This is a genomic window from Phenylobacterium sp. VNQ135 (assembly GCF_049445735.1).
In the GTDB taxonomy this organism is placed as follows: domain Bacteria; phylum Pseudomonadota; class Alphaproteobacteria; order Caulobacterales; family Caulobacteraceae; genus Phenylobacterium.
In genome coordinates, this window is the sequence record NZ_JBMSDS010000004.1 from 223,226 (window position 1) to 244,591 (window position 21,366).

Consider the following 21,366-nt stretch of genomic DNA (forward strand, 5'->3'; position numbering starts at 1 on the left):
TCATGCGTATCCGTGCCCTCGCGCCCCTCGCCCTCCTCGCCCTCGCGCCGCTGGCGGCCTGCTCGACCGTGACCGAAGCGGTGCGCGGCCCCGAGCTGGCCCCTGTAGGCTATCCCGCCGCCATCGTGGGCGTGCAGCAGCAGGTCGTCCCGCTGGTTTCGGTGCGCGAGCCCGTGCCGCAGCCGGCCAGCGCCAACTCGCTGTGGCGGGTGGGCGCGCGCACCTTCTTCGCCGACCAGCGGGCCGGCCGGGTGGGCGACATCCTGACGGTGCAGATCGACATCGACGACAGCGCCAAGACCATCAACTCCACCACCAGCTCGCGCAGCTCGGGCGCGACGGCCGGCATCCCGCACCTGCTGGGCCTGGAGAGCAGCCTGGGCAAGATCCTGCCCGGCGAATACGACCCGTCGAACGCCATCGAGACCAGTTCCAAGTTCGCCAACACGGGCGCGGGCGCGGTGAACCGGGCCGAGAAGATCAGCCTGACCATCGCCGCGGTGGTCACCGGCGTCCTGCCGAACGGCAACATGACGATTCAGGGCACCCAGGAGGTGCGCACCAATACCGACATCCGCCAGCTCACCGTGGCGGGCGTCGTGCGCCCCGAGGACATCAGCGCGGCGAACACCATCCGCCACACCCAGATCGCGGAGGCGCGCATCAGCTACGGCGGCCGCGGCGACATCAGCCGCGTGCAGAAAGTGCCGGCCGGCCAGTCGCTGATCGAGCGGTTCTCGCCCTTCTAAACCTGATCGGGATCAATGCGGCGGCGCTGGCGTTAACCCATGGAGGGAGCGTCATGCGCCGCCGTAGCCTTTTCAGTCTGTTCGCCGCCGTCGCCGTCACGGCCTGCGCCCATCCGGTGACGCCGGTCGCCGAGGGGCCCTCCATGAGCTGGGGCCTCACCGAGAGCCCGGACGAGAACAAGCTCGCCTACGGCGAGATGGGCACCGACAACGTCATCGTCATGCTGGCCTGCCAGCCCCGGTCGGGCGAAGTGCTGGTGACGCTGGTCGAGCATGAGGCGCGCGCCGCCCCGGCCCTGACCCTGCAGGCAGGACGCGCGTCGTCCAAGCGCCGGGCGGAAGCCCAGCCCGACATGATGACCGGCGGCTACCTGATCGAGGCCGCGACGCCCGCCACGGATCCCGCCCTGGAGCGGTTCCGGCATGGCGACGCGCTGAGCGTGCGCGTGGGCGGGCGCCGGACGCAGCTTCCCGCGGCCGACGACCAGGGCCGCAGGTTCGTGGAGAGCTGCCGCGGGGCTTAGGCCCGCCGGCCCTTGGCTGAGGCGTTGTCGATGCCCAGCGCGCCCAGGGCGGCGCGGACGATGCCGTCGGCGTCGAGACCGGCCTGGGCGTACATGAGCTCGGGCTTGTCCTGATCCTGGAAGATGTCCGGCAGCGTGAGCGTCCGGATCTTGAGGCCGCGGTCCAGCGCGCCGTGCTCGGCCAGCGCATGCAGGACGAACGCGCCGAAGCCGCCCATCGCGCCCTCTTCCACGGTGATCAGGGCCTCGTGTTCGCGGGCGAGCCTGAGCAGGAGGTCGAGGTCCAACGGCTTGGCGAAGCGGGCGTCGGCCACGGTGGCCGAGAGGCCACGGGCGGCCAGCAGGTCGGCGGCGCGCAGGCTCTCGGTGAGACGCGTGCCGAAGGAGAGGATGGCGACCGCCGACCCCTCGCGCACGATGCGGCCCTTGCCGATCTCCAGCGGGTCGGCGAGCGGCGGGATCTCGACACCTGTGCCCTCGCCGCGCGGATAGCGGAAGGCCGAAGGGCGGTCGTCGATGGCCACGGCGGTGGCGATGGCGCGGGCGAGCTCAGCCTCGTCGGACGGGCCCATGAGGACCATACCGGGAAGCTGGCCGAGGTAGCCCACGTCGAAGGAGCCGGCGTGGGTCGGGCCGTCGGCGCCCACGAGCCCGGCGCGGTCGATGGCGAAGCGCACGGGCAGGCCCTGGATCGCCACGTCGTGGACGACCTGGTCGTAGCCGCGCTGCAGGAAGGTCGAATAGATCGCCGCGAAGGGCTTCATGCCGTCGGCGGCGAGGCCGGCGGCGAAGGTCACCGCATGCTGCTCGGCGATGCCGACGTCGAAGGTGCGGTCGGGGAACGTCTGGCCGAACAGGTCGAGGCCGGTGCCCGACGGCATGGCCGCGGTGATGGCCACGATCTTGTCGTCGCGCTCGGCGTGCTTGATCAGCTCCTGGGCGAAGACCTTGGTGTAGCTGGGCGCGCCGGCCTGGGCGGGCTTGGCCTGCTGGCCCGTGACGACGTCGAACTTGACCACGCCGTGGTACTTGTCGGCGGCGTTTTCGGCCGGGGCGTAGCCCTTGCCCTTCTGAGTGACGACGTGGACGAGGACCGGCTTGTCGTCGATCTTCCGCGCGTTCTGCAGGACGTGGACCAGGGCGTCCATGTCGTGGCCGTCGATCGGGCCCACGTAGTAGAAGCCCAGCTCCTCGAAGAACGTGCCGCCGGTGACCATGCCGCGGGCGAATTCCTCGGCCTTGCGGGCGGCTTCCTGGATCGGCCGTGGGAAGGCCTTCGACACCGCCTTGCCGATGTTGCGCAGCGACTGGTAGCCGCCGCCCGACACGAGCCTGGCCATGTAGGCGCTCATGCCGCCCACCGGCGGGGCGATCGACATGTCGTTGTCGTTGAGGATGACGGTGAGCTGCTTCGTCGTGTCGTAGGCGGTGTTCATGGCCTCGTAGGCCATGCCGGCGCTCATCGAGCCGTCGCCGATGACCGCCACCACCTTATTGTCGCGGCCGGCCGCATCGCGGGCCGCGCAGAAGCCGAGCGCCGCGGAGATCGAGGTGGCGGCGTGCGCCGCCCCGAAGGGGTCGTATTCGCTCTCCGCCCGCTTGGTGAAGCCCGAGAGCCCGCCGCCCTGGCGCAGGGTGCGGATGCGATCCCGGCGCCCCGTGAGGATCTTGTGCGGATAAGCCTGGTGGCCGACGTCCCAGATCAGGATGTCCTTCGGCGTCTCGTAGACGTGGTGCAGGGCCACCGTCAGCTCGACTACGCCCAGGCCCGCGCCCAGGTGTCCGCCCGTCTGAGACACAGCGTCGATGGTCTCGGCCCGCACCTCGTCGGCAAGCTGGCGGAGCTGCGGAATGGACAGCCCACGCGTGTCGGCGGGCGCATGGACGGTGTCGAGGAGAGGCGTTGCAGGAGGCATGGGGAACGCGGGCAGCTTTTTCCGGATTACTGCCGGCGCTCTAGCACGAAATCGACGCTGGCCCGCAGGAAATCGGCCCGTTCCCCGAACGGATCCAGGTGAGATTTCGTCTGCTTTTCAAGCAGACCGAGACGTTCCCGGGCGGCGTCGACGCCCAGCAGGGTGACGAAGTTGGCCTTGCCCTTGCCGGCGTCCTTCTGCGCCGCCTTGCCCATCTCCTCGGCGTCGCCCTCGGCGTCCAGCAGGTCGTCGACGATCTGGTAGGCGAGGCCGAGGTCGTGGGCGAACCCCATCAGCGCGTGGCGTTCGGCCTCCTTGGCGCGGGCGAGCACAAGCGGCAGCTCGAAGGCGCAGGCGATCAAGGCCCCCGTCTTCAGCCGCTGCATGCGGGCGACGCCGCCCAGGTCCTCGCGAACCCCCAGAATGTCGATCATCTGGCCGCCGGCCATGCCCCGCGCGCCCGACGCCACCGCCAGGCGCATGACCAGTTCGCTGCGGATCGTCCCATCCGGATGGGTGTCAGGGTGGGAAAGGATCTCAAAGGCCGCGGTCTGGAGGGCGTCGCCGGCCAGCACGGCCGTGGCCTCGTCATACGCCTTGTGCACCGTGGGCCGGCCTCGGCGGACGTCGTCGTCGTCCATGCAGGGCAGGTCGTCGTGCACCAGGCTGTAGGCGTGGATGCACTCCAGCGCGCAGGCCGAGCGCAGCACTGGCCGATCGTCCAGATCGAACATCCGGCCCGTCTCGAGGGCGAAGAAGGTGCGCAGGCGCTTGCCCGGCCCGAGGACGGCATAGCGCATGGCCTCAGTCAGCCGGCTCTCGGGCCCGTCGGCCCGGGGCAGGAGTTCGTCGAGCGCCACCGTCACGAGGTCGGCGGCCTCGGCCACGCGCCGGGCCAGCTCCATCAGCCGAACTCGGCGGGCTCGGCGTTCAGAGCGCCGCCCGCGCCCGAGACGATCTTCTCGACGCGCAGGCGGGCGGCCTCGAGGCGCGCCTCGCAGTGGGCCTTCAGCGCCGCGCCGCGCTCGTACATGCGGATGGAGTCCTCGAGCGGCGCCTGGCCGGACTCCAGCCGTCCGACGATCTGCTCGAGTTCGGCGAGCGCCTGCTCGAAGCTCATGGCGGCGATGTCGGCGGGCTCGGACATGAGGTCGCTCTCCAGGCGTGCGGCGAACCTAGAACTGGCGCTCCGGCCGGTCCACCCGCTAAGGCTTGTCCGTCCCGCGACGCCGTCATAGGCCTGCAATGATCGGCGGATAGCTCGCGGGCTTCAGGGGTGCAATCCGAAGATCATGTCCGTCAGCCGCCGCAGCTTCCTCGCGCTCGCCGCAACCTCCGCCGCCTTCGCCGGCCTGTCCCGCGCGGCCGCCCAATCCGTCGGCGACTACCGGGACGACATCACCGGCTACGGGCCCCTGGTCCCCGATCCGGCCGGCGTCTTCGACCTGCCCGAAGGCTTCTCCTACAAGGTGGTCTCGCAGGTCGGCCAGCCGATGGACGACGGGCTGCTGACGCCGGGCAAGGCGGACGGCATGGCCTGCTTCCCCGACGCGAGCGACCCCAACCGCGTCATCCTGGTGCGAAACCACGAGCAGCGGCCGTCCGAACCCGACCGCTCCGCCTTCGGCAAGGACGGCGCCCTGGCCGCGAAGGTCGGCGCCGACCAGGCCTACGACCGCATCCCCTCGGGGCTGCCGATGGACGGCGGCACGACGACGCTGGTCTGGGACCTGAAGCAGCAGCGCCTCGTCACCCACCACCTGAGCCTTGCGGGGACCACGGTGAACTGCGCGGGCGGACGCACGCCTCGGCGGACGTGGCTGTCGTGCGAGGAGACCGAATATCGCGCGGGCGAGGTCGGGGCCAAGGACCACGGCTGGGTGTTCGAGGTGCCGGCCGACCTGCGCGGCCTGGCCGATCCCGTCCCGATCACGGGCATGGGCCGCTTCAAGCACGAGGCCACGGCCACCGATCCGCGGACCGGCGTGGTCTATCTGACCGAGGACTTCTCGGACGGCTTCTGCCTGTTCTACCGGTACCTGCCGAACGACCCCGCCAGGCTGCATGCCGGCGGGCGGCTGCAGGCCCTGGGCTTCCGCGAGGGCGCGGCGGCCGACCCGCGCAACTGGGACAAGCCCTTCTGGAAAGTGGGCGACCGCAAGAAGGCGGTCTGGATCGACATGGACGGCGTCGACAATCCGCACAACGACCTGCGCCATCGCGGCCACGGCAAGGGCGCGGCCTATTTCGCGCGCGGCGAGGGCATCTATTTCGGCGACGGCGAGCTCTACTTCACCTGCACGAGCGGCGGGCCGACGCGCGACGGCCAGATCATGCGCTATCGGCCGAGCGCGCAGGAGGGCAAGCCGGGCGAGAAGGACCGTCCGGGCGAGATCGAGCTGTTCTTCGAGAGCACCGACAAGCAGCGCATCTCGATGCCCGACAACGTGGCCATCGCGCCGAACGGCCACCTGTTCCTCTGCGAGGACAAGTACGCCGGCTACAACATGCTGAAGGCGGTCACGCCAAAGGGGCAGATCTACACCGTGGGCCGTAACGCCGCGAAGCCGGCGGTTCAGAATGCGCCGAACACGGAACTGGCCGGCGTCTGCTTCTCGCCCGACGGCTCGACCTGCTTCGTGAACATCTACTTCCCGGGCACGACCATCGCCATCACCGGGCCCTGGAGCCGGCTGAAGGCCTAGGCGCGCTCGAAGCGGCGCATGGACCAGTACTTGTAGCCTTCGCTCTGCACGAGCTTCCAGCCGAGCTTCCGCAGGCTGCGGCCGATCATGAAGTTGAAGAAGCCGTGGGCGAGGACCACCACGTTCTCGCCCCCGGCGGCCAGCCCGATCAGCATGGCGGCGGCGCGGTCGGCGCGCTCCTCCGCCTGGGACCGGGTTTCCTGGCCCTCGTGATGGTCGAAGAACCACCACCAGAGGCGGGCGAAGAACCCCCACATGGACGGGGACATGCGAATCCAGTCGGGCCAGTTCGGCGGCGGCAGCGGCGCCTCGATCAGGACATCGTGCCGGTCGAAGACACGGTCCTTGGCCAACGCCTGGGCGCTCTCGATCGAGCGCAGGCGGGTCGAGGAGACCAGCGCGCCGCAGGACTCCACGAAGCTGAGGAGTTGCTTCGGCGGCGTCTGGCCGGGCAGCAGGCCGAGGATCTCGTAATTGGCCCAGAACTCGCGGTACTCGGCCGCCCTCAGGCGCACCTTGCGCGACAGCGCGGGCTCGCCGTGACGGGCCAGGATGATCGCGCCATGACGGATCGCGGCGGGTTTCGCCTGGGGGTCGTCGACGCGGGTTTCCCCTTTGGGGGTCTTATCCATCAGACCCGCACGCCTTTGCCGTTGGCGCCAACGCGCAACTGAAAGCCCCTCACCCGTCCGCCAGGGCCCTCACGTGCGCAAGCGCGGAGCGGCCCAGAGCTTCGAGGTCGTACCCGCCCTCGAGCGACGACACAACCCGACCCTTGGCGCGGCGTTCGGCGACCGAGACGATGGCGCGGGTGGCCCAGGCGAAGTCCGCCTCCTCCAGGCTCTGGCCCGCCCCGCCGATCGGGTCGCGCCGATGGGCGTCGAAGCCGGCCGAGACGATGATCAGGTCCGGCGCGAAAGCGTCCACCTGGTCCAGCAGTCCCTCGAACGCCTGGCGCCAGACCTCGGCCGGGGCGCCCGGCGGGGTCACCGCATTGGCGATGTTGCCGGCGACGTTCTCGGACGGGTGTCCGGTCCCCGGCCACATCGGCCATTGCTGGATAGAGGCGAGGAACAGCCCGTCCTGGCCGGCGAACGCCGCCTGGGTCCCGTTGCCGTGGTGGATGTCGAAGTCGACCACGGCGATCCGCTTCAGCCCGGCCGCCTGGGCGGCCTTCGCGGCGACGGCGACGTTGGAGAAGATGCAGAACCCCATCGGCAGGCCCGGCTCGGCATGGTGTCCCGGCGGCCGGACGGCGCAGAACGCCCGCTGGACGCGCCCGGTCGCCACATCCCGCACGGCCTTCACCGCCGCCCCCGCCGCACGGCGGGCGGCGACGAGACTGCCCGCCGACATGTAGGTGTCCTCGTCCAGGACATGGACCTCCTCCGTGGGCGCCAGGCGGAAGATCCGTTCCAGATGCGCCGGGTCGTGCACGCGGGCGAGATCGGCCTCCTCGGCCAGTGGGGCGTCGTTGGGGATCAGCGCCAGGTCGGTGGCGTCGCTCAGGGCGTCGATCACCGCCCGCAGGCGCTCCGGCCGCTCCGGGTGGCCGTCGCCCGGACGGTGGTCCAGCATGTCCACGTGGGTATAAAGCGCGACGTCCATGGGGGCATCCTATCGCAAGGCGCCCTTGAGTTCGAAATGAGGCGGTCCGCATGGCCGCCGCGCAGGGGGGCGACATGACTGAACCCGTGATCCGGCGCGCCGGGTCCGCGGACGCCAAGACGCTGTCGGCGCTTGGGACCAGGACGTTCACCGACACCTTCGGCCACCTCTATCCGGCCGCCGACCTCGAAGCGTTCCTGGCGGAAGCCTATGGACTGGAGCGGACGCGAGCCGATCTCGCGGACCCCGCCAAGGCGTCGTGGATCGTCGAGGTGGACGGCCAGGCGGTGGGCTATGCGCTCGCCGGCCCATGCAACCTGCCGCACCCTGACGTCACGCCGGACTGCGGCGAGCTGAAGCGCATCTACTTCCTGAAAGCGTGGCAGGGCGGCGGGCTCGGCAAACGCCTTTTCGACGAGACGATCGCCTGGCTGCAGGCGGACGGACCGCGGAACGTCTGGATCGGGGTCTGGTCGGAGAACCACGGAGCGCAGCGGTTCTACGCCCGGCGCGGGTTCGAGAAGGTGGGCGACTATGGTTTCGTCGTGGGCTCAACCGTGGATGCAGAGTTCATCCTGAAGAAGAGCGCAGAAAATTTTGCCGCATTTCTGCCATAGTTGTCGTTCGCCGAACATAAATATCCGGTAATCTCCGTCGGCCCGGGAGAATATTGCTCCGATTTAACGTAGCGGCGCCTTCACTTTGACGGCCGGTTCTGGGACTCTGCAACTGCGAGTGGCGGAGTGCTCAAGGGGCGGGCGGCATGCTCAAGATCGGCTACGTTCGACTGGGCGACGAGGACGCGAACGAGCAGATCCGAGCGCTGGAAGCTCTGGGCTGCCAGGTCGTGCGCACGGAGGCGGCTCTGGCCGAGGGGCCGACGGCTCCGGTGCTCATCTCGATCCTCGACTTCATCGGGGCCGGCGACCAGCTCGTCGTCAATCGGCTGGAGGAGCTGGCGACCACCAGCCATGCCTTGCTGGACATCGTGGCGCGGCTGGAGGCCCGCGGCGCAACGCTGTACGTGGCCGACGCCGAAATCAGCAGCCAGGGCGAAGGCGGCCGGGCGCTGCGCGCCGTGCTGCAGGCCGTCGGCGCGCTGGAGCCCGAGGGCGCCCGCGGCCGCCGCGGCAGTCCCGCCGAGGTTCAGCAGATCCGGGCCCTCAAGCGCGCGGGCGTGGGCCCGGTCGAGATCGCCCGGCGCCTCGGCGTCTCGCGCATGACCGTCTGGCGCAAGCTGCGCGAGCTCGACGCGCACAACTAGGCCTTGCGGCTGGCCTGCACGAAATCGACGAACGCCCGCAGCGGCGACGGCAGCGTCCGGCGGCTGGGGTAGTAGAGATAGGGTCCCGGGAAGACCTCGGACCAGTCGGCCAGAACCTCGACCAGCTTTCCCCGGTCCACATACGACTGCACATAGCCGTCGAACGCCGAGACGAAGCCCAGCCCCTCCAGCGCGCCGTGCATGAGGACGGCGGTGTTGCTCGACACCAGCCGACCGGGCGGCGAAAGCCGCACCGTCTCGCCGGCCCGCTCGAACTCCCACGGCGGCTCGGCTCCGCTGGGAAAGCGGACCTTCAGGCACGGCATCTGCAGCAGGTCGCGCGGATGTTCCGGCCGCCCGACGCGGGCGATCAGCTCGGGCGAGCCTACGACGGCGAAGCGCTGCGGCCCGCCGAGCGGCACCGCCACCATGTCCAGGGCCAGGCTCTCCCCCCAGCGGACGCCGGCGTCGAAGCCTTGGGCGACGATGTCGACCAGCGCCGTCTCGGTGACCACCTCGACGCGCACCGCCGGATAGGCCTTCAGGAAGAGGGCGATCAACGGGGCCAGCACCAGGTCCACCGCCGGCTGCGGCGCATTGATCCGGAGCGAGCCGGAGGGTTCGGCCTGGGCCGACCGCGCCTCCGATACGGCCTCGCCGATCTCGGCCAGCGCCGGCTGCAGGCGCGACAGCAGGGCCGCGCCCGCCTCCGTCAGGGCCACGCTGCGGGTGGTGCGGTTCAACAGGCGGACCCCCATCCGCGCCTCTAACTCGCGCAGCGCCGCGCTGAGGGTCGAGGCCGAGACCCCGCGCTCCAGGGCCGCCCGACGGAAGTTACGGTGGCGCGCGATTGCGGCGAAGGCGGCCAACGCGTCGAGATCGAGCTTTTCCATTGTTCGGATTTCCGCACAGTCCGTGTGGAACAATGCCGATTATCGAGGGGATTGCCCAGGCCTAGCTTTGAGGCTGCGAACGCAAGGAGGCGAACAATGCAGACGCGCAAGCTTGGCAAGACCGGCCCCGAAGTCTCGGCCCTGGGCCTGGGCTGCATGGGCATGTCCGACATGTACGGGCCGGCCGATCGGGCCGAGAGCCTGGCGACCATCGACGCGGCGGTGGAGGCCGGGATCACCCTGCTCGACACCGGCGACTTCTACGGCATGGGCCACAACGAGATGCTGATCGGCGAGGCGCTGAAGCGCCACCGCCGCGACGACCTGGTGCTGAGCGTGAAGTTCGGCGGCCTGCGCGCGCCCGACGGCGCCTTCCTGGGCTATGACGCGCGGCCGATCGCCACCAAGAGCGCGCTGGCCTACTCCCTGCGCCGCCTGGACGTGGACCACATCGACGTCTACCGGCCCTCGCGGCTCGATCCGAACGTGCCGATCGAAGACACGATCGGCGCCATCGCCGAGATGGTGCAGGCGGGCTACGTGCGCCACATCGGCCTTTCGGAGGTGGGATCGGAGACCATCCGCCGGGCCGCCGCCGTCCATCCGATCACCGATCTGCAGATCGAGTACAGCCTGCTGTCGCGGGGCATCGAGGACGGCGTGCTGCAGACCTGCCGCGAGCTGGGGATCGCCATCACCGCCTATGGCGTCCTGTCGCGCGGGCTGATCGGCGGCCACATGACCGCGGCGCCGACGGGCCGGGACTTCCGGGCCCACGCCCCCCGCTTCCAGGGCGAGAACCTGGAGAAGAACCTAAAACTCGCCGAGGCGCTGCGGACGGCGGCCGAGGCGGCCGGGGTGACGCCGGCCCAGGCGGCCATCGCCTGGGTGGCGTCGCGCGGCGAGGACATCATCCCGCTGGTGGGCGCGCGGCGCCGTGACCGGCTGGTCGAGGCGCTGGGCGCGCTTGACGCCAAGCTGGACGCGGGGGCCTTCGCCGCCTTCGAGGCCGCCGCGCCGAAGGGCGCCGTGGCCGGCGACCGCTATGCGACGCCCATGATGGCCATGCTGGACAGCGAGAAGGGCTAGCGGGCGCTCGGCATACTAGACATCGGGGACCCGGAGCCCCATCCTCGGCGTTCAAACGGACGTTCGAAGGCCGGCTCCCCGATGTTCATGCGCTTCTTCACCGAGCTCCGCGAGGCCCGCGTGCCCGTGACGCTGAAGGAGTACCTCGCCCTCATGGAGGGCCTGGACAAGGGCGTCATCGACCGTTCGGTGGACGACTTCTACTACCTGTCGCGCGCCGCCCTGGTGAAGGACGAGAAGAACCTCGACAAGTTCGACCGGGTGTTCGGCCACGTCTTCAAGGGCCTGGAGAGCGTCGACGAGGGCCTGGCCGCCGACATCCCCGCCGAATGGCTGAAGAAGCTGTCCGAAAAGTTCCTCACCGAGGAGGAGAAGGCGCAGATCGAGGCCATGGGCGGCTTCGACAAGCTGATGGAGGCGCTGGCCGAGCGCATCCGGGAGCAGAAGGAGCGCCACGAGGGCGGCAACAAGATGATCGGCACCGGCGGCACCTCGCCCTTTGGCGCCAACGGCTACAATCCCGAGGGCGTCCGCATCGGCCAGGACAAGAGCCGCCACGGCAAGGCGGTGAAGGTCTGGGACCAGCGCGAGTACAAGAACCTGGACGACCAGGTCGAGCTCGGCACGCGCAACATCAAGGTCGCCCTGCGCCGCCTGCGCAAATGGGTCCGCGACGGGGCGCCGGAGGAGCTGGACCTCGACGGCACCATCAAGGGCACCGCCGAGAAGGGCTATCTCGACATCCACCTGCGTCCCGAGCGCCGAAACAAGATCAGCGTCCTGATCTTCTTCGACATCGGCGGCTCGATGGATAGCCACATCAAGGTCTGCGAGGAGCTGTTCAGCGCCGCGCGCACCGAGTTCAAGAACATGGAGTTCTACTACTTCCACAACTGCCTCTACGAGGCGGTGTGGAAGGACAACCGGCGCCGCCACGCCGAGAAGATTCCGACCTGGGACGTGCTCCACAAGTTCCCGCACGACTACAAGATCATCTTCGTCGGCGACGCGACCATGAGCCCCTACGAGATCACCTATCCGGGCGGGTCGGTGGAGCACTGGAACGAGGAGGCCGGCGCCGTCTGGATCGACCGCGTCACCCAGATCTACGAACATGTGGTGTGGCTGAACCCCACCGCCGAGCGGCACTGGGACTACACGCCCTCGATCGGCGTGCTGAAGCAGCTCGTCGGCGAGCGGATGTTCCCGCTGACCATAGAGGGCCTGGAAAAGGCGATGAAGGAGCTCGCGCGCTAGGCACGGGCGCCGAAGCTTAAGGGTGTGCGGTTGCGCCGGATCGACCTAAGCTTCCGGGATGCTTAAGGGATTCCCATGAACGATCCCCTGATCCAGGACGCCCCCGACACGGAGGAGGCCCAGGCCGCCACCAAGGCGGCGGTGTTCAACGCCGCCGAGCGGCTCTTCGCCCTGCACGGCTTCCAGAACGTCTCGGTGCGCGACATCACGGCCGAGGCCGGCGTGAACCTCGCGTCTGTGAACTATCACTTCGGCTCCAAGGACGCGCTGCTCTTCGAGATCTTCAAGCGCCGCACCGCCGAGCTGAACCGCGAGCGCGCCAAGCAGCTGCACGAGGCCGCCGCGCGGCACGGTGGCCGCCCGCCCGTGCGCGAGATCCTCGAGGCCTATTTCGCCCCGCCGCTGCGCTGGTCGGCGCCGGACAACGAACGCCGCATCTCGCTCCAGTTCATCATCCGCGCCCGGTCCGAGGGCACGGAGGAGATGCGCGAGGTGCTGCGCAACGACGTCAGCCACCTCGCCCGCTTCGCCGAGGCGCTGCTGGCCGCGCGGCCCGACCTGCCGAAGGAAGACGTCTACTGGCGGCTGCACTTCGTGCTGGGCATGGTCCACAACAACCGCTTCGCCGAGTTCGACCGGCTGCACCACCTGTCCGGGGGCGCGACGCGCGAGGGCGACGTGGCGGCGCTGCTGAAGCGGATGCTGGACTTCGCCGAAGCGGGCTTCCTGGCCTAGGGCTCGGTCTAGAAGCCCTCCTGCGCCACTACGGCCGTGACCGGCGCCCGGCGGAACAGCACGCCGCGATAGCGGACTTCGCCGGCGGCTTCGTCGGCCTCGCCGGCGATGTCGCGCACGAACTCGGCCCAGCGGTCCTCGGGCAGTAGCAGCACCAGGTTGGCGAGGTCGTCGTAGGCGTCGATCTCGCGGTCGGCCTCCTCACGGATCGAGAGCCCCGACGGCTTGCCGGGGTCGCGCTCGTCGATATGGGTGGGCGTGGGGTCGGTCATGGCAAGCTCCTCAGGCGGCCAGCGTCCAGGCGAACTTCAAATCCTCGACGAACATGGCGTAGGCCTTCGCCTTGGCCTCGGCGTCGGGCACGCGCAGCAGGTACGACGGGTGATAGGTGACCACGCCCTGGGCCTGGTCGGGGAGCTGCAGCGCCTGCTGGCGGAACTTGGCGATTGGGGTGGGCTTGCCGAAGACCGAGAGCCCGGCGGTGGCGCCGAGGGCCACGACCACGCGCGGCCGGACGATGCTGCGTTCGTGATCCAGCCACCAGCGGCAGGCGCTGACCTCGCCGGCGTTCGGCGTCTGGTGGATGCGCCGCTTGCCGCGCAGCTCGTGCTTGAAGTGCTTGACCGCGTTGGTGACGAAGGTCTCGGCGCGCGGGACGCCGGCCTCCGCAAGAGCCTTGTCCAGAACCTGCCCCGCAGGCCCGACGAATGGATGGCCGGCCAGGTCCTCCTGGTCCCCCGGCTGCTCGCCGACGAACATCAGCCGGGCCTGCCTGGGCCCTTCGCCCGGAACGCCCTGAGTCGCGTCGCGCCACAGATCGCAGCGCCGGCAAACCTGCACGCCGGCGGCGATCTCGGCGAGGCTGCCCGGAGCCTGGCCGTCGTAGGGCGCGTCGCGGCTGGCGCGCACGGCGGCCTTCACGATGCGGCGCTCGGGTTCTGACGGGGCTTGGCGGACCATCTCGCTCGTCCTCGCCTCGGCTTTGGCGATCAATTCCGGAATGAGCCCGGCTTCCGGCAGGTTCCGCCAGTAGCGCTTGGGCATCTCCTTCTGCATCGCGGCCACCTTCAGCCGGGCAGGATTGAAGATCGAGGCGTAGTAGGTGCGCCAGTAATCCTCCAGCGCGTCGGCCTGGGGCGCGTCGGCGGGGTCGGCGCCGGGCGTGAACGTCAGGGTCTCAGTGTCCCAATGGGCGCAGACGTCGGGTGTCAGGATGGACCACCGCATGTTGGCGAACCGCTTCACGAAGAAGGGCGACGTCGCCTCGGTCACCCGATGGGCAGGCTCGAACCAGGCGACGTAGGCTTCGCCCTGCTCGTCCCCCGCCGTCCGGAAGCGGACGAAGGCCTTCATCTTGTGGAAGGCCTTGGAAACCGCGCGGGCGAACAGCCGCGCCTTGTCGACGTCAGGGTCGGTCGAGATCTTCATCAGGCTCGGCTCGCCCTGCAGGCGCCAGAGCAGCCGGTAGAGCAGCGAGAACCGCTCGTCCGAGCGGTGCAGGATCACCTGCCCGGCCAGGTCGACGAACTCGCGCGGAACGGTGAAGGGGCGGTCGCCGGGCGTCGGCGCGGGGCCCGCTTCCCCCGCGAAGAGGCTGGCGTCGCCGTCGACCGTCCAGATGGCGGCTTCCGGAGGCACGCCCGCGGCGCGCAGGTTGCGGGCGGCGGCGCGCCAACCGGCGAGATCGGTTTCGGACGCCAGCCGAACGACCTGCATCAGAAGAGCTCCAGCTGCTTCGGCGGCGGGGCGAGCCGCGCCTTCAGGTCGGCCGCGTCGATAAGCGCGCCAGGCCGCCAGTCGTCGGTGACGACGAAGGGCTTCAGCTTGGCCACGCCGCGGGAGAGGCGCTTCAGATCCTCGAGCGTGATGCGCTTGTGCCGCCGCAGGTCGAGGATACGGTCGCAGGCGCGGACGCCGAGGCCCGGCACCCGCAGCAGGCGCTCGCGCTCGGCGGCGTTCAGGTCGACGGGGAAGTCGCCGCGGTTCCGGAGCGCCCACGCCAGCTTGGGGTCGACCGTGAGGTCGAGGTCCTCGCCTTCGCCGATGATCTCCGCGCGGTCGAAGCCGTAGAAGCGCATCAGCCAGTCCGCCTGGTAGAGCCGGTGTTCGCGCACCAGCGGCGGCCGCTGCAGCGGCAGGCGGGCGGTCGAATCCGGGATCGGCGAGAAGGCCGAGTAGTAGACCCGCCGGAGCCGGTAGGCGCCGTACAGCGTCTCGGAGCGCTTGAGGATCTCGCCGTCGGAGGCGCCGTCGGCTCCGACGATCATCTGGGTCGACTGGCCGGCGGGGGCGAACTTCGGCGGCCGCGCCTTGCGCGCCGGCTCCTTCGCGGCGTCGACGCCCACGCGCACCGCCCCCATCGCCTTCTTGATGCCCGCGAGGTCCTTCTCCGGCGCGAAGGCGGCGAGGCTTTCGTCTTTTGGCAGCTCGATGTTGATGGAGAGCCGGTCGGCGTAGAGGCCCGCCTCGTTCACCAGGGCCGGCGACGCCTCGGGGATCACCTTCAGGTGGATGTAGCCGCGAAAGTCGTGGACCTCGCGAAGCAGCTTCGCCACCCGCACCATCTGCTCCATGGTGTAGTCTGCGCTGCGGATGATGCCCGAGGAGAGGAACAGCCCCTCGATGTAGTTGCGCTTGTAGAAGCCCAGCGTGAGGTCGACGACTTCCTCGGCCGAGAAGCGGGCGCGGGGCGTGTTCGAGCTGACCCGGTTCACGCAGTAGGCGCAGTCGTAGATGCAGAAGTTGGTCAGCAGGATCTTCAGCAGGCTGATGCACCGGCCGTCCGGCGCATAGGCATGGCAGATGCCCATGCCGCCGTCCGTGGATCCGACACCCTTCCCGCCCACGGAATCGCGCTTCACGCTCCCGGAGGAGGCGCAGGACGCGTCGTACTTGGCCGCATCGGAAAGGATGGCGAGCTTGCGCTTGAGGTCGAGTACCGCCATGAACGCACCCTAGAGTTCCACTTTTGTTCTGTCCAGCACGGCTGGGTGGAACTGACGTGCGACAAACCGGTTCCGCCCCCATGACCCGGCTGCGCATTCGTCACGAGACGCTCTACACCTATGAGCGCCCGGTGGGCTTCGCGCCGCACCGGCTGCTGCTGCGGCCGCGCGACAGCCACGCCATCCGCGTCGCCGAGGCCGTGATGACGGTCTCGCCCCCCGGCGACACCCGCTGGCTCTACGACGCGCTCGGCAATTCGGTCTGCACCTTCACGCCCGCCGGCGAGAGCACGGCGCTGTCGATCATCAGCGAGCTCATCATCGAGCGGTTCCCCGCCCCGCTGGCGGACATTCCCGTCCGCGATCCGCAGACGGCGACGCCGATCGTCTACTCGCCGACGGACCGCCCGGTGCTGGCGCCATTCGTCGAGCCGGCGACGGAGGACCCCGACGGGATCCTGCTGAAGTGGCTGCGCGCGCGCGTCGGCAGCCCGCACGAGCCGGCGCTGGATTTCCTGATGCGGCTCAACCGTTCGATCCGCGACGAGTTCGAGTACAAGGCCCGCGACCTGGGCGCCGCGCAGGAGCCGCATTTTACCGTGCAGCTGGGCTCGGGCACCTGCCGCGACTTCGCCTGGCTGATGGTCGAGGCGCTGCGGCGGCTGGGCTACGCCGCCCGCTTCGTCACCGGCTACCTCTTCTCGCCCGGCCACACAGACGTGCGGGGCGCAGGCGCGACGCACGCCTGGTGCGAGGTCTTCCTGCCCGACCTGGGCTGGACCGAGTTCGATCCGACGAACGGCCTCGCCGAGAGCGAAGACCTGATCCCCGTGGCCGTGGCGCGCCTCCCCTCCGAAGCGGCGCCGATCTCAGGCGCGATCCTGGGCGACGGCGGCGAAGCCACGCTCACCGTTCACGTGGATGTGCGGCCGGCGGACTCGCTCTCGGCCGCAGCCTAGGTAGAGTGGGCCGGCGCGAAGGACGTCGCCATGACCCACGGTCTCCAGCAGCAGGACACCCTCGTCGGCTTCTGCATCCCCAAGTCGGCCGCCAGCCCCCAGCACGGCCAGAAACCGCCCGAAAAGCCGGTGAAGTCGCGCGAGCCGCGCAGCTTCACGCCGCGGCCCGGCAGGTGAACGGACACCCTGACGAGGCCGCCGGACTCTGCTAGACCGGCAGGGACCATTCCGGTTCTTCGAAAAGGGAGCCGCCGCCAGCCGAGCGCGCGGCCATGAGGATTGAACGCCAGGGACCTGCCGGACGACCCCTCGCCGACCGACGAGGCTCCCGAGGACGATCTCGCCGCGCGGGAAGCGGCCTATGAGCGGTTCGTCTGGGATAACCTGAAGCGCAACTACCTCGGCAACTATCTGCACGGCATGCTGGGCATGACCGGCTTCCGGCTGGTCAACGCGCCGACTTTCCTGCCGGCCTACCTGCACGCGGTCTCCGGCTCCAACGCCATCGTCGGCCTGGGCCTCGCGCTCCAGCAGGTGGGCGGGGTGATCTCGCCGATTTTCGGGGCGACCAAGGTCGAGCACCGAAAGACGGTGATGCCCGCGGCTGTCCTGATGGGCAGCCTGGGCCGGCTCGCGATCCTCGGCATGGCCATCGCCGGCTGGCTGCTGTCGGGGCAGCCGCTGGTCTGGGCGCTGCTGTTCTTCATCTTCATGTTCGGCGTCTTCATGGGCGCGCAGCGGGTGGTCTTCTCGCTGCTGATGTCCAAGGTGATCCCGATCAGCCGTCGCGGCCGGCTGCAGGCTTGGCGGAACGCCACCGGCGGGCTGATCGCCGCCGTTCTGGCCTATGCCGCCGGCCGCTGGTTCATCGGGCCGAACCTGTTCGGCAACGGCTATTCGACCACCTTCGCCTTCGCTTTCCTGCTCACCAGCGCCGGGCTCTGGGCGTTGCAGCTCTTGCTGAAGGAGCCTGAGCCCCCGACGCTGCGGCCGCAGTCGCGCTTCCGCGACCGGCTGCGCGAATTCCCGGCCCTGATCGCCCAGGACCGAGCCTACGCCTTCTTCCTGCTGGTGCAGATGCTGGCCACGTCGGCCCGGATCGCCACGCCGTTCTACATCCTCTACGTCGGCCGCACGGTCGGCACGGACGGCGCGACGCTGGGCCTGCTGTCCTTCGCCTTCCTGGGCGCCGACACGCTCTCGAACCTGGTCTGGGGCTATCTCGGCGACAAGACCGGGTTCCGGCTGGTGCTGATCGTCTCGATCGTGGCCTGGATCGGGGCCACCCTGCTGCTGATGAACGTGCACGAGGTCGCCGCGACCTTCGCGGCCTTCGCGGGTCTGGGCGCGGCCCTGTCGGGCTACATGATGGCCGCGCAGACGATGATCCTGGAGTTCGGCGCCCGCGAGGACCTGCCGATGCGCATCGCCGTCTCGGCCACGGCCGAGAGCATCACCGCCACCGCCGGACCGCTCGTCGGCGGCCTCGTGGCCGAGGCCTTCGGCTACACCGTGGTGTTCGGCGCGTCCCTGGGCTTCCTTGCGGCCGCCCTGCTGATCCTGCTGGTGGCGGTGCAGGACCCCCGCACGAGGCGGTGAAACTTTCAAAGCTTGGCCGTGTTTAAGGGTCGCCTAGCCGACGAACCCCGGGCTCTAGGCATGTCATCAACCCCGCGGGGCCGACCCTGACCTGAAGACCGCCGAATGACGAAATCCGCGACCGAGGCCCCTCAGGTCTCTACGGGCATCGAAGGCCTCGACGCCATCCTGGCGGGGGGCCTGGCCACCAACAGGGTCTTCCTGTTCGAGGGAAGTCCCGGCACCGGCAAGACGACAGCGGCGCTGAGCTTCCTGATTGAGGGCGCGGCGCGCGGCGAGACCACGCTCTACGTGACCCTGTCCGAGACGGAGGCGGAGCTGCGCGAGGGCGCGGCCAACCACGGCTGGGACCTGAACGGCGTCGACATCTTCGAACTCACGCCGCCCGAGGCGCTGCTGGACGAACAGCAGCAGCAGAGCCTGCTCTATTCGTCCGACCTGGAGTTGGGCGAGACGACGCGCCTGATCTTCAAGGCCTTCGAGCGCCTCAAGCCTTCGCGGGTGGTGATCGACAGCCTCTCGGAGATCCGGCTGCTGGCCCAGAGTTCGCTGCGCTACCGCCGCCAGGTGCTCGCGCTGAAGCACTACTTCGCCAAGCACGGCGCGACCGTGCTGCTGCTGGACGACCTGACCGCCGATTCCCCCGACAAGACCGTCCACAGCGTGGCGCACGGCGTGCTGCGCCTGGAAGAGCTCGCGCCCGAGTATGGCGCCGAGCGCCGGCGGCTGCGCATCATCAAGTACCGGGGACGCAAGTTCCGGGGCGGCTACCACGACTTCACGATCAAGACCGGCGGCCTGGAGGTCTATCCGCGGCTGGTTTCGGCCGAGCACAAGACCAGCTTCGATCGCCATCAGCTCAGCAGCGGCGTCGAGGGCCTGGACGAGCTGCTCGGCGGCGGCCTGGAGCGCGGCTCCAGCGCGCTGATCCTGGGGCCCGCCGGCACCGGCAAGTCCCTGCTGACGCTCTGCTTCGCCATGTCGGCGATCCGGCGAGGCGAGCGCACCGCCCTCTTCGTGTTCGACGAGGAACTGGGCTTCCTGTTCGCGCGGACCCGCCACCTTGGCATGGACCTGCAGGCCCTGGTCGACAAGGGCGATCTGCTGATCGAACAGATCGACGCGGCCGAGCTGTCCCCCGGCGAATTTTCGGCGCGGGTGCGCAACTGCGTGGAGAAGCACCAGGTCCGCACCATCGTCATCGACAGCCTCAACGGCTATCAGGCGGCCATGCCCGAGGAGCACTACCTGCTCCTGCACATGCACGAGCTGCTGCAGTTCCTGAACCGCCAGGGGGCCAACACCTTCCTCACCGTCGCCCAGCACGGCCTCGTCGGGGACATGAAGTCGCCGGTGGACGTGACCTATCTGGCCGACACCGTCCTGCTGCTCAGATACTTCGAGGCGCGGGGCTCGGTGCGGCGCGCCGTGTCGGTGATCAAGAAGCGCGGCGGACAGCACGAGAAGACGATCCGCGAGTATCAGATCGGCGACGAGGGAATCTCGGTCGGGCCCCCGCTGACCGAGTTCCAGGGCATCCTCCGAGGCGTCCCGGACTTCGTCGGACCGCAGCATGGCCTGATCGGCGCCGCCAAATGACGGGCCGCCTGGCCTCAGGATCCGAGCGGGCGCTCATCCTCGCGCCGCTCGGCCGGGATGCGCAGGTCGCCGCAGCGATCCTGCAAGAGGCCGGACTCGAGGGCGTCGTCTGCCGCGACCTGCCCTGCCTGGTCTCGGAGCTGGACGACGGCGCCGGCGTCGCCCTGATCGTCGAGGAATCGCTGCTCGAACAGGATTACGTCAGCCTGGCGCGCTGGATCGACGAGCAGCCGAGCTGGTCCGATTTCCCAATCGTCGTCCTGTCCCGGCGCGGCGGCGGCCTGGAGCGCAATCCCGCCGCCGGCCGGATCAGCCAGGCGCTGGGCAACGTCACCTTCCTCGAGCGGCCGTTCCATCCGACGACGCTGGTCAGCGTCATCGAAACCGCCCTGCGCGGCCGGCGGCGCCAGTACGAAGCGCGCGAGCGCATCGACGCCATCCGCACGGCCGAGGCTCACTTCCGCACGCTGGCCGAGAACATCCCGATCCTGTGCTGGATGGCCGGCCCCGACGGCAGCGTCTTCTGGTACAATCCACGCTGGTACGAATACACGGGCGTCGACCACCCGACCTTGGCAGGCTGGGGATGGGCGGCCGTCCTGGACCCCGCCAGCATCCTGGCGGTGGAATCCCGCTGGCGCCACTCGCTGGCGACGGGCGAGCCCTTCGAGATGACCTTCCCCATCCGCGGGGCCGACGGCGTCTACCGCCCGTTCCTGACCCGCGTGACGCCCCTGCGCGACGAGGCCGGCAAGATCGTCCGCTGGTTCGGCACCAACACCGACGTCTCGCGCCAGCTTCAGGACCAGGAACGGCTGCGGCTGATGGTCAACGAGCTGAACCACCGCGTGAAGAACACGCTGGCCACGGTGCAGTCGATCATCGCGCTCAGCCTGCGCGGGGTCGCCGTGCCGGGCCCGGTGCGGGAGACGCTCACCAACCGCATCCTTGCGCTCAGCAAGGCGCACGACGTGCTCACCGACGAGCAGTGGTCGGGGGCGGACCTGCGGGAGATCGTCCAGCAGGCGGCCGAGCCCTACCAGACCGAGGGCGATGCGCGCTTCCGGCTCGGGGGGCCGCCGGTGCGCCTGCCGCCGCGGACCGCTATCGCCATCGCGCTCGCCCTGCACGAGCTCACGACCAACGCCGCCAAGTACGGCGCCCTCTCCACCGCCGCCGGTCGGGTGGACCTGCACTGGGATCTGCAAGAGGAAGACGGCGCAACCCGGCTCCGCCTGTCGTGGCGCGAAAGCGGCGGTCCGCCCGTGGAGCCGCCCCGCCGCACCGGCTTCGGCACCCGCCTCATCGAACGCGGCCTGAGCGCCGACCTGCAGGGCAAGGTGACCATCGAGTACCGACCGGAGGGCGTGGTTTGCGAGATCGAGGCCTCGATCCCGCCCGACCTGGGCCCGCCGACCCTGGACGACTTCCTCATCCCCCTCGCCCGCTCCAGCCGGGCCGCGCCGGTGTCGTAAGCGCTTCGACAGAAACGTCACCGAACTTTGTCGGGATTTGAGGGGGCCG

22 protein-coding genes are annotated in these 21,366 nt (G+C 69.7%); 13 read left to right on the plus strand and 9 right to left on the minus strand.

The window, feature by feature from the left end; translation table 11 throughout:
• The first annotated feature begins 2 nt into the window (after positions 1 to 2).
• Both flgH and ACO2Q0_RS15800 read left to right on the plus strand, forming a co-directional pair.
• Entirely contained in the window at positions 3 to 749 is a 747-nt protein-coding gene (gene flgH, locus ACO2Q0_RS15795) for a flagellar basal body L-ring protein FlgH (protein WP_423352476.1), read from the plus strand.
• 53 nt (positions 750 to 802) lie between these two features.
• Positions 803 to 1,273, plus strand: a complete 471-nt coding sequence (locus tag ACO2Q0_RS15800; protein WP_423352477.1) for a hypothetical protein — start codon at positions 803 to 805, stop codon at positions 1,271 to 1,273.
• Here ACO2Q0_RS15800 and dxs read toward each other — a convergent pair.
• From dxs to ACO2Q0_RS15815, 3 genes are read right to left on the minus strand one after another with little or no spacing between them, the layout of a single operon-like run.
• Positions 1,270 to 3,189: a 1-deoxy-D-xylulose-5-phosphate synthase gene (gene dxs, locus ACO2Q0_RS15805; protein ID WP_423352478.1), complete on the minus strand. Its 1,920-nt coding sequence runs from the start codon at positions 3,187 to 3,189 to the stop codon at positions 1,270 to 1,272. The genes ACO2Q0_RS15800 and dxs overlap by 4 nt on opposite strands.
• A 26-nt stretch (positions 3,190 to 3,215) precedes the next feature.
• The gene (locus tag ACO2Q0_RS15810) at positions 3,216 to 4,097 is read right to left on the minus strand and encodes a polyprenyl synthetase family protein (RefSeq protein ID WP_423352843.1); all 882 of its coding nucleotides are present in this window, start codon (positions 4,095 to 4,097) and stop codon (positions 3,216 to 3,218) included.
• Complete coding sequence (locus ACO2Q0_RS15815) at positions 4,094 to 4,336, minus strand: exodeoxyribonuclease VII small subunit (RefSeq protein ID WP_423352479.1); 243 nt, start codon at positions 4,334 to 4,336, stop codon at positions 4,094 to 4,096. The genes ACO2Q0_RS15810 and ACO2Q0_RS15815 overlap by 4 nt, the downstream gene beginning before the upstream one ends.
• A gap of 145 nt (positions 4,337 to 4,481) precedes the next feature.
• Between ACO2Q0_RS15815 and ACO2Q0_RS15820 the strand changes: the two genes are divergently transcribed.
• A complete protein-coding gene (locus ACO2Q0_RS15820) occupies positions 4,482 to 5,894 on the plus strand; it encodes an alkaline phosphatase PhoX (RefSeq protein WP_423352480.1) in 1,413 nt (470 codons plus the stop codon).
• On the opposite strand, the gene ACO2Q0_RS15825 is transcribed toward ACO2Q0_RS15820, so the two are convergent.
• Together ACO2Q0_RS15825 and ACO2Q0_RS15830 are read right to left on the minus strand one after the other, a co-directional pair.
• Positions 5,891 to 6,526, minus strand: coding sequence for a histidine phosphatase family protein (locus tag ACO2Q0_RS15825; protein WP_423352481.1), 636 nt, complete (start codon positions 6,524 to 6,526; stop codon positions 5,891 to 5,893). The two genes, ACO2Q0_RS15820 and ACO2Q0_RS15825, sit on opposite strands and share 4 nt — an antisense overlap.
• 49 nt (positions 6,527 to 6,575) lie before the next feature.
• Positions 6,576 to 7,502 carry a histone deacetylase family protein gene (locus ACO2Q0_RS15830; RefSeq protein WP_423352482.1) on the minus strand — a complete coding sequence of 309 codons (927 nt, stop codon included), beginning with the start codon at positions 7,500 to 7,502 and terminating at the stop codon, positions 6,576 to 6,578.
• Between the two features lie 74 nt (positions 7,503 to 7,576).
• On the opposite strand from ACO2Q0_RS15830, the gene ACO2Q0_RS15835 reads away from it, so the two are divergent.
• Positions 7,577 to 8,119 (plus strand): GNAT family N-acetyltransferase, encoded by a 543-nt coding sequence (locus ACO2Q0_RS15835; protein WP_423352483.1) that lies wholly within the window; start codon positions 7,577 to 7,579, stop codon positions 8,117 to 8,119.
• Positions 8,120 to 8,265: 146 nt separating this feature from the next.
• Positions 8,266 to 8,766 (plus strand): recombinase family protein, encoded by a 501-nt coding sequence (locus ACO2Q0_RS15840; protein WP_423352484.1) that lies wholly within the window; start codon positions 8,266 to 8,268, stop codon positions 8,764 to 8,766.
• Here ACO2Q0_RS15840 and ACO2Q0_RS15845 read toward each other — a convergent pair.
• On the minus strand, positions 8,763 to 9,659 hold the full coding sequence (locus tag ACO2Q0_RS15845) for a LysR substrate-binding domain-containing protein (RefSeq protein WP_423352485.1): 897 nt from the start codon (positions 9,657 to 9,659) through the stop codon (positions 8,763 to 8,765). The two genes, ACO2Q0_RS15840 and ACO2Q0_RS15845, sit on opposite strands and share 4 nt — an antisense overlap.
• A gap of 96 nt (positions 9,660 to 9,755) precedes the next feature.
• Here ACO2Q0_RS15845 and ACO2Q0_RS15850 point away from each other — a divergent pair, with 96 nt between their 5' ends.
• The 3 genes from ACO2Q0_RS15850 (at position 9,756) to ACO2Q0_RS15860 (ending at position 12,740) form a co-directional block, all read left to right on the plus strand.
• Positions 9,756 to 10,748, plus strand: a complete 993-nt coding sequence (locus ACO2Q0_RS15850; RefSeq protein WP_423352486.1) for an aldo/keto reductase — start codon at positions 9,756 to 9,758, stop codon at positions 10,746 to 10,748.
• Between the two features lie 81 nt (positions 10,749 to 10,829).
• Positions 10,830 to 12,005: a vWA domain-containing protein gene (locus tag ACO2Q0_RS15855; protein ID WP_423352487.1), complete on the plus strand. Its 1,176-nt coding sequence runs from the start codon at positions 10,830 to 10,832 to the stop codon at positions 12,003 to 12,005.
• A gap of 75 nt (positions 12,006 to 12,080) precedes the next feature.
• Complete coding sequence (locus ACO2Q0_RS15860; RefSeq protein ID WP_423352488.1) at positions 12,081 to 12,740, plus strand: TetR/AcrR family transcriptional regulator; 660 nt, start codon at positions 12,081 to 12,083, stop codon at positions 12,738 to 12,740.
• 8 nt (positions 12,741 to 12,748) lie between these two features.
• Here the strand turns inward: ACO2Q0_RS15860 and ACO2Q0_RS15865 are convergent, their stop codons facing one another.
• Genes ACO2Q0_RS15865 through ACO2Q0_RS15875 form a run of 3 tightly spaced genes read right to left on the minus strand, consistent with a single transcriptional unit; the run spans position 12,749 to position 15,685 of the window.
• Complete coding sequence (locus ACO2Q0_RS15865) at positions 12,749 to 13,012, minus strand: hypothetical protein (protein WP_423352489.1); 264 nt, start codon at positions 13,010 to 13,012, stop codon at positions 12,749 to 12,751.
• Positions 13,013 to 13,022: 10 nt separating this feature from the next.
• Positions 13,023 to 14,456 carry a UdgX family uracil-DNA binding protein gene (locus tag ACO2Q0_RS15870; RefSeq protein ID WP_423352490.1) on the minus strand — a complete coding sequence of 478 codons (1,434 nt, stop codon included), beginning with the start codon at positions 14,454 to 14,456 and terminating at the stop codon, positions 13,023 to 13,025.
• The gene (locus ACO2Q0_RS15875) at positions 14,456 to 15,685 is read right to left on the minus strand and encodes a putative DNA modification/repair radical SAM protein (protein ID WP_423352491.1); all 1,230 of its coding nucleotides are present in this window, start codon (positions 15,683 to 15,685) and stop codon (positions 14,456 to 14,458) included. The genes ACO2Q0_RS15870 and ACO2Q0_RS15875 overlap by 1 nt, the downstream gene beginning before the upstream one ends.
• An 80-nt stretch (positions 15,686 to 15,765) precedes the next feature.
• Between ACO2Q0_RS15875 and ACO2Q0_RS15880 the strand changes: the two genes are divergently transcribed.
• The 5 genes from ACO2Q0_RS15880 (at position 15,766) to ACO2Q0_RS15900 (ending at position 21,317) form a co-directional block, all read left to right on the plus strand.
• The gene (locus ACO2Q0_RS15880) at positions 15,766 to 16,644 is read left to right on the plus strand and encodes a transglutaminase family protein (RefSeq protein WP_423352492.1); all 879 of its coding nucleotides are present in this window, start codon (positions 15,766 to 15,768) and stop codon (positions 16,642 to 16,644) included.
• 30 nt (positions 16,645 to 16,674) lie between these two features.
• Positions 16,675 to 16,821 carry a hypothetical protein gene (locus ACO2Q0_RS15885; RefSeq protein WP_423352493.1) on the plus strand — a complete coding sequence of 49 codons (147 nt, stop codon included), beginning with the start codon at positions 16,675 to 16,677 and terminating at the stop codon, positions 16,819 to 16,821.
• 102 nt (positions 16,822 to 16,923) lie between these two features.
• On the plus strand, positions 16,924 to 18,243 hold the full coding sequence (locus tag ACO2Q0_RS15890; protein ID WP_423352494.1) for an MFS transporter: 1,320 nt from the start codon (positions 16,924 to 16,926) through the stop codon (positions 18,241 to 18,243).
• A gap of 105 nt (positions 18,244 to 18,348) precedes the next feature.
• The gene (locus tag ACO2Q0_RS15895) at positions 18,349 to 19,842 is read left to right on the plus strand and encodes an ATPase domain-containing protein (protein WP_423352495.1); all 1,494 of its coding nucleotides are present in this window, start codon (positions 18,349 to 18,351) and stop codon (positions 19,840 to 19,842) included.
• Positions 19,839 to 21,317 (plus strand): sensor histidine kinase, encoded by a 1,479-nt coding sequence (locus tag ACO2Q0_RS15900; RefSeq protein WP_423352496.1) that lies wholly within the window; start codon positions 19,839 to 19,841, stop codon positions 21,315 to 21,317. The genes ACO2Q0_RS15895 and ACO2Q0_RS15900 overlap by 4 nt, the downstream gene beginning before the upstream one ends.
• The last annotated feature ends 49 nt before the right edge of the window (positions 21,318 to 21,366 follow it).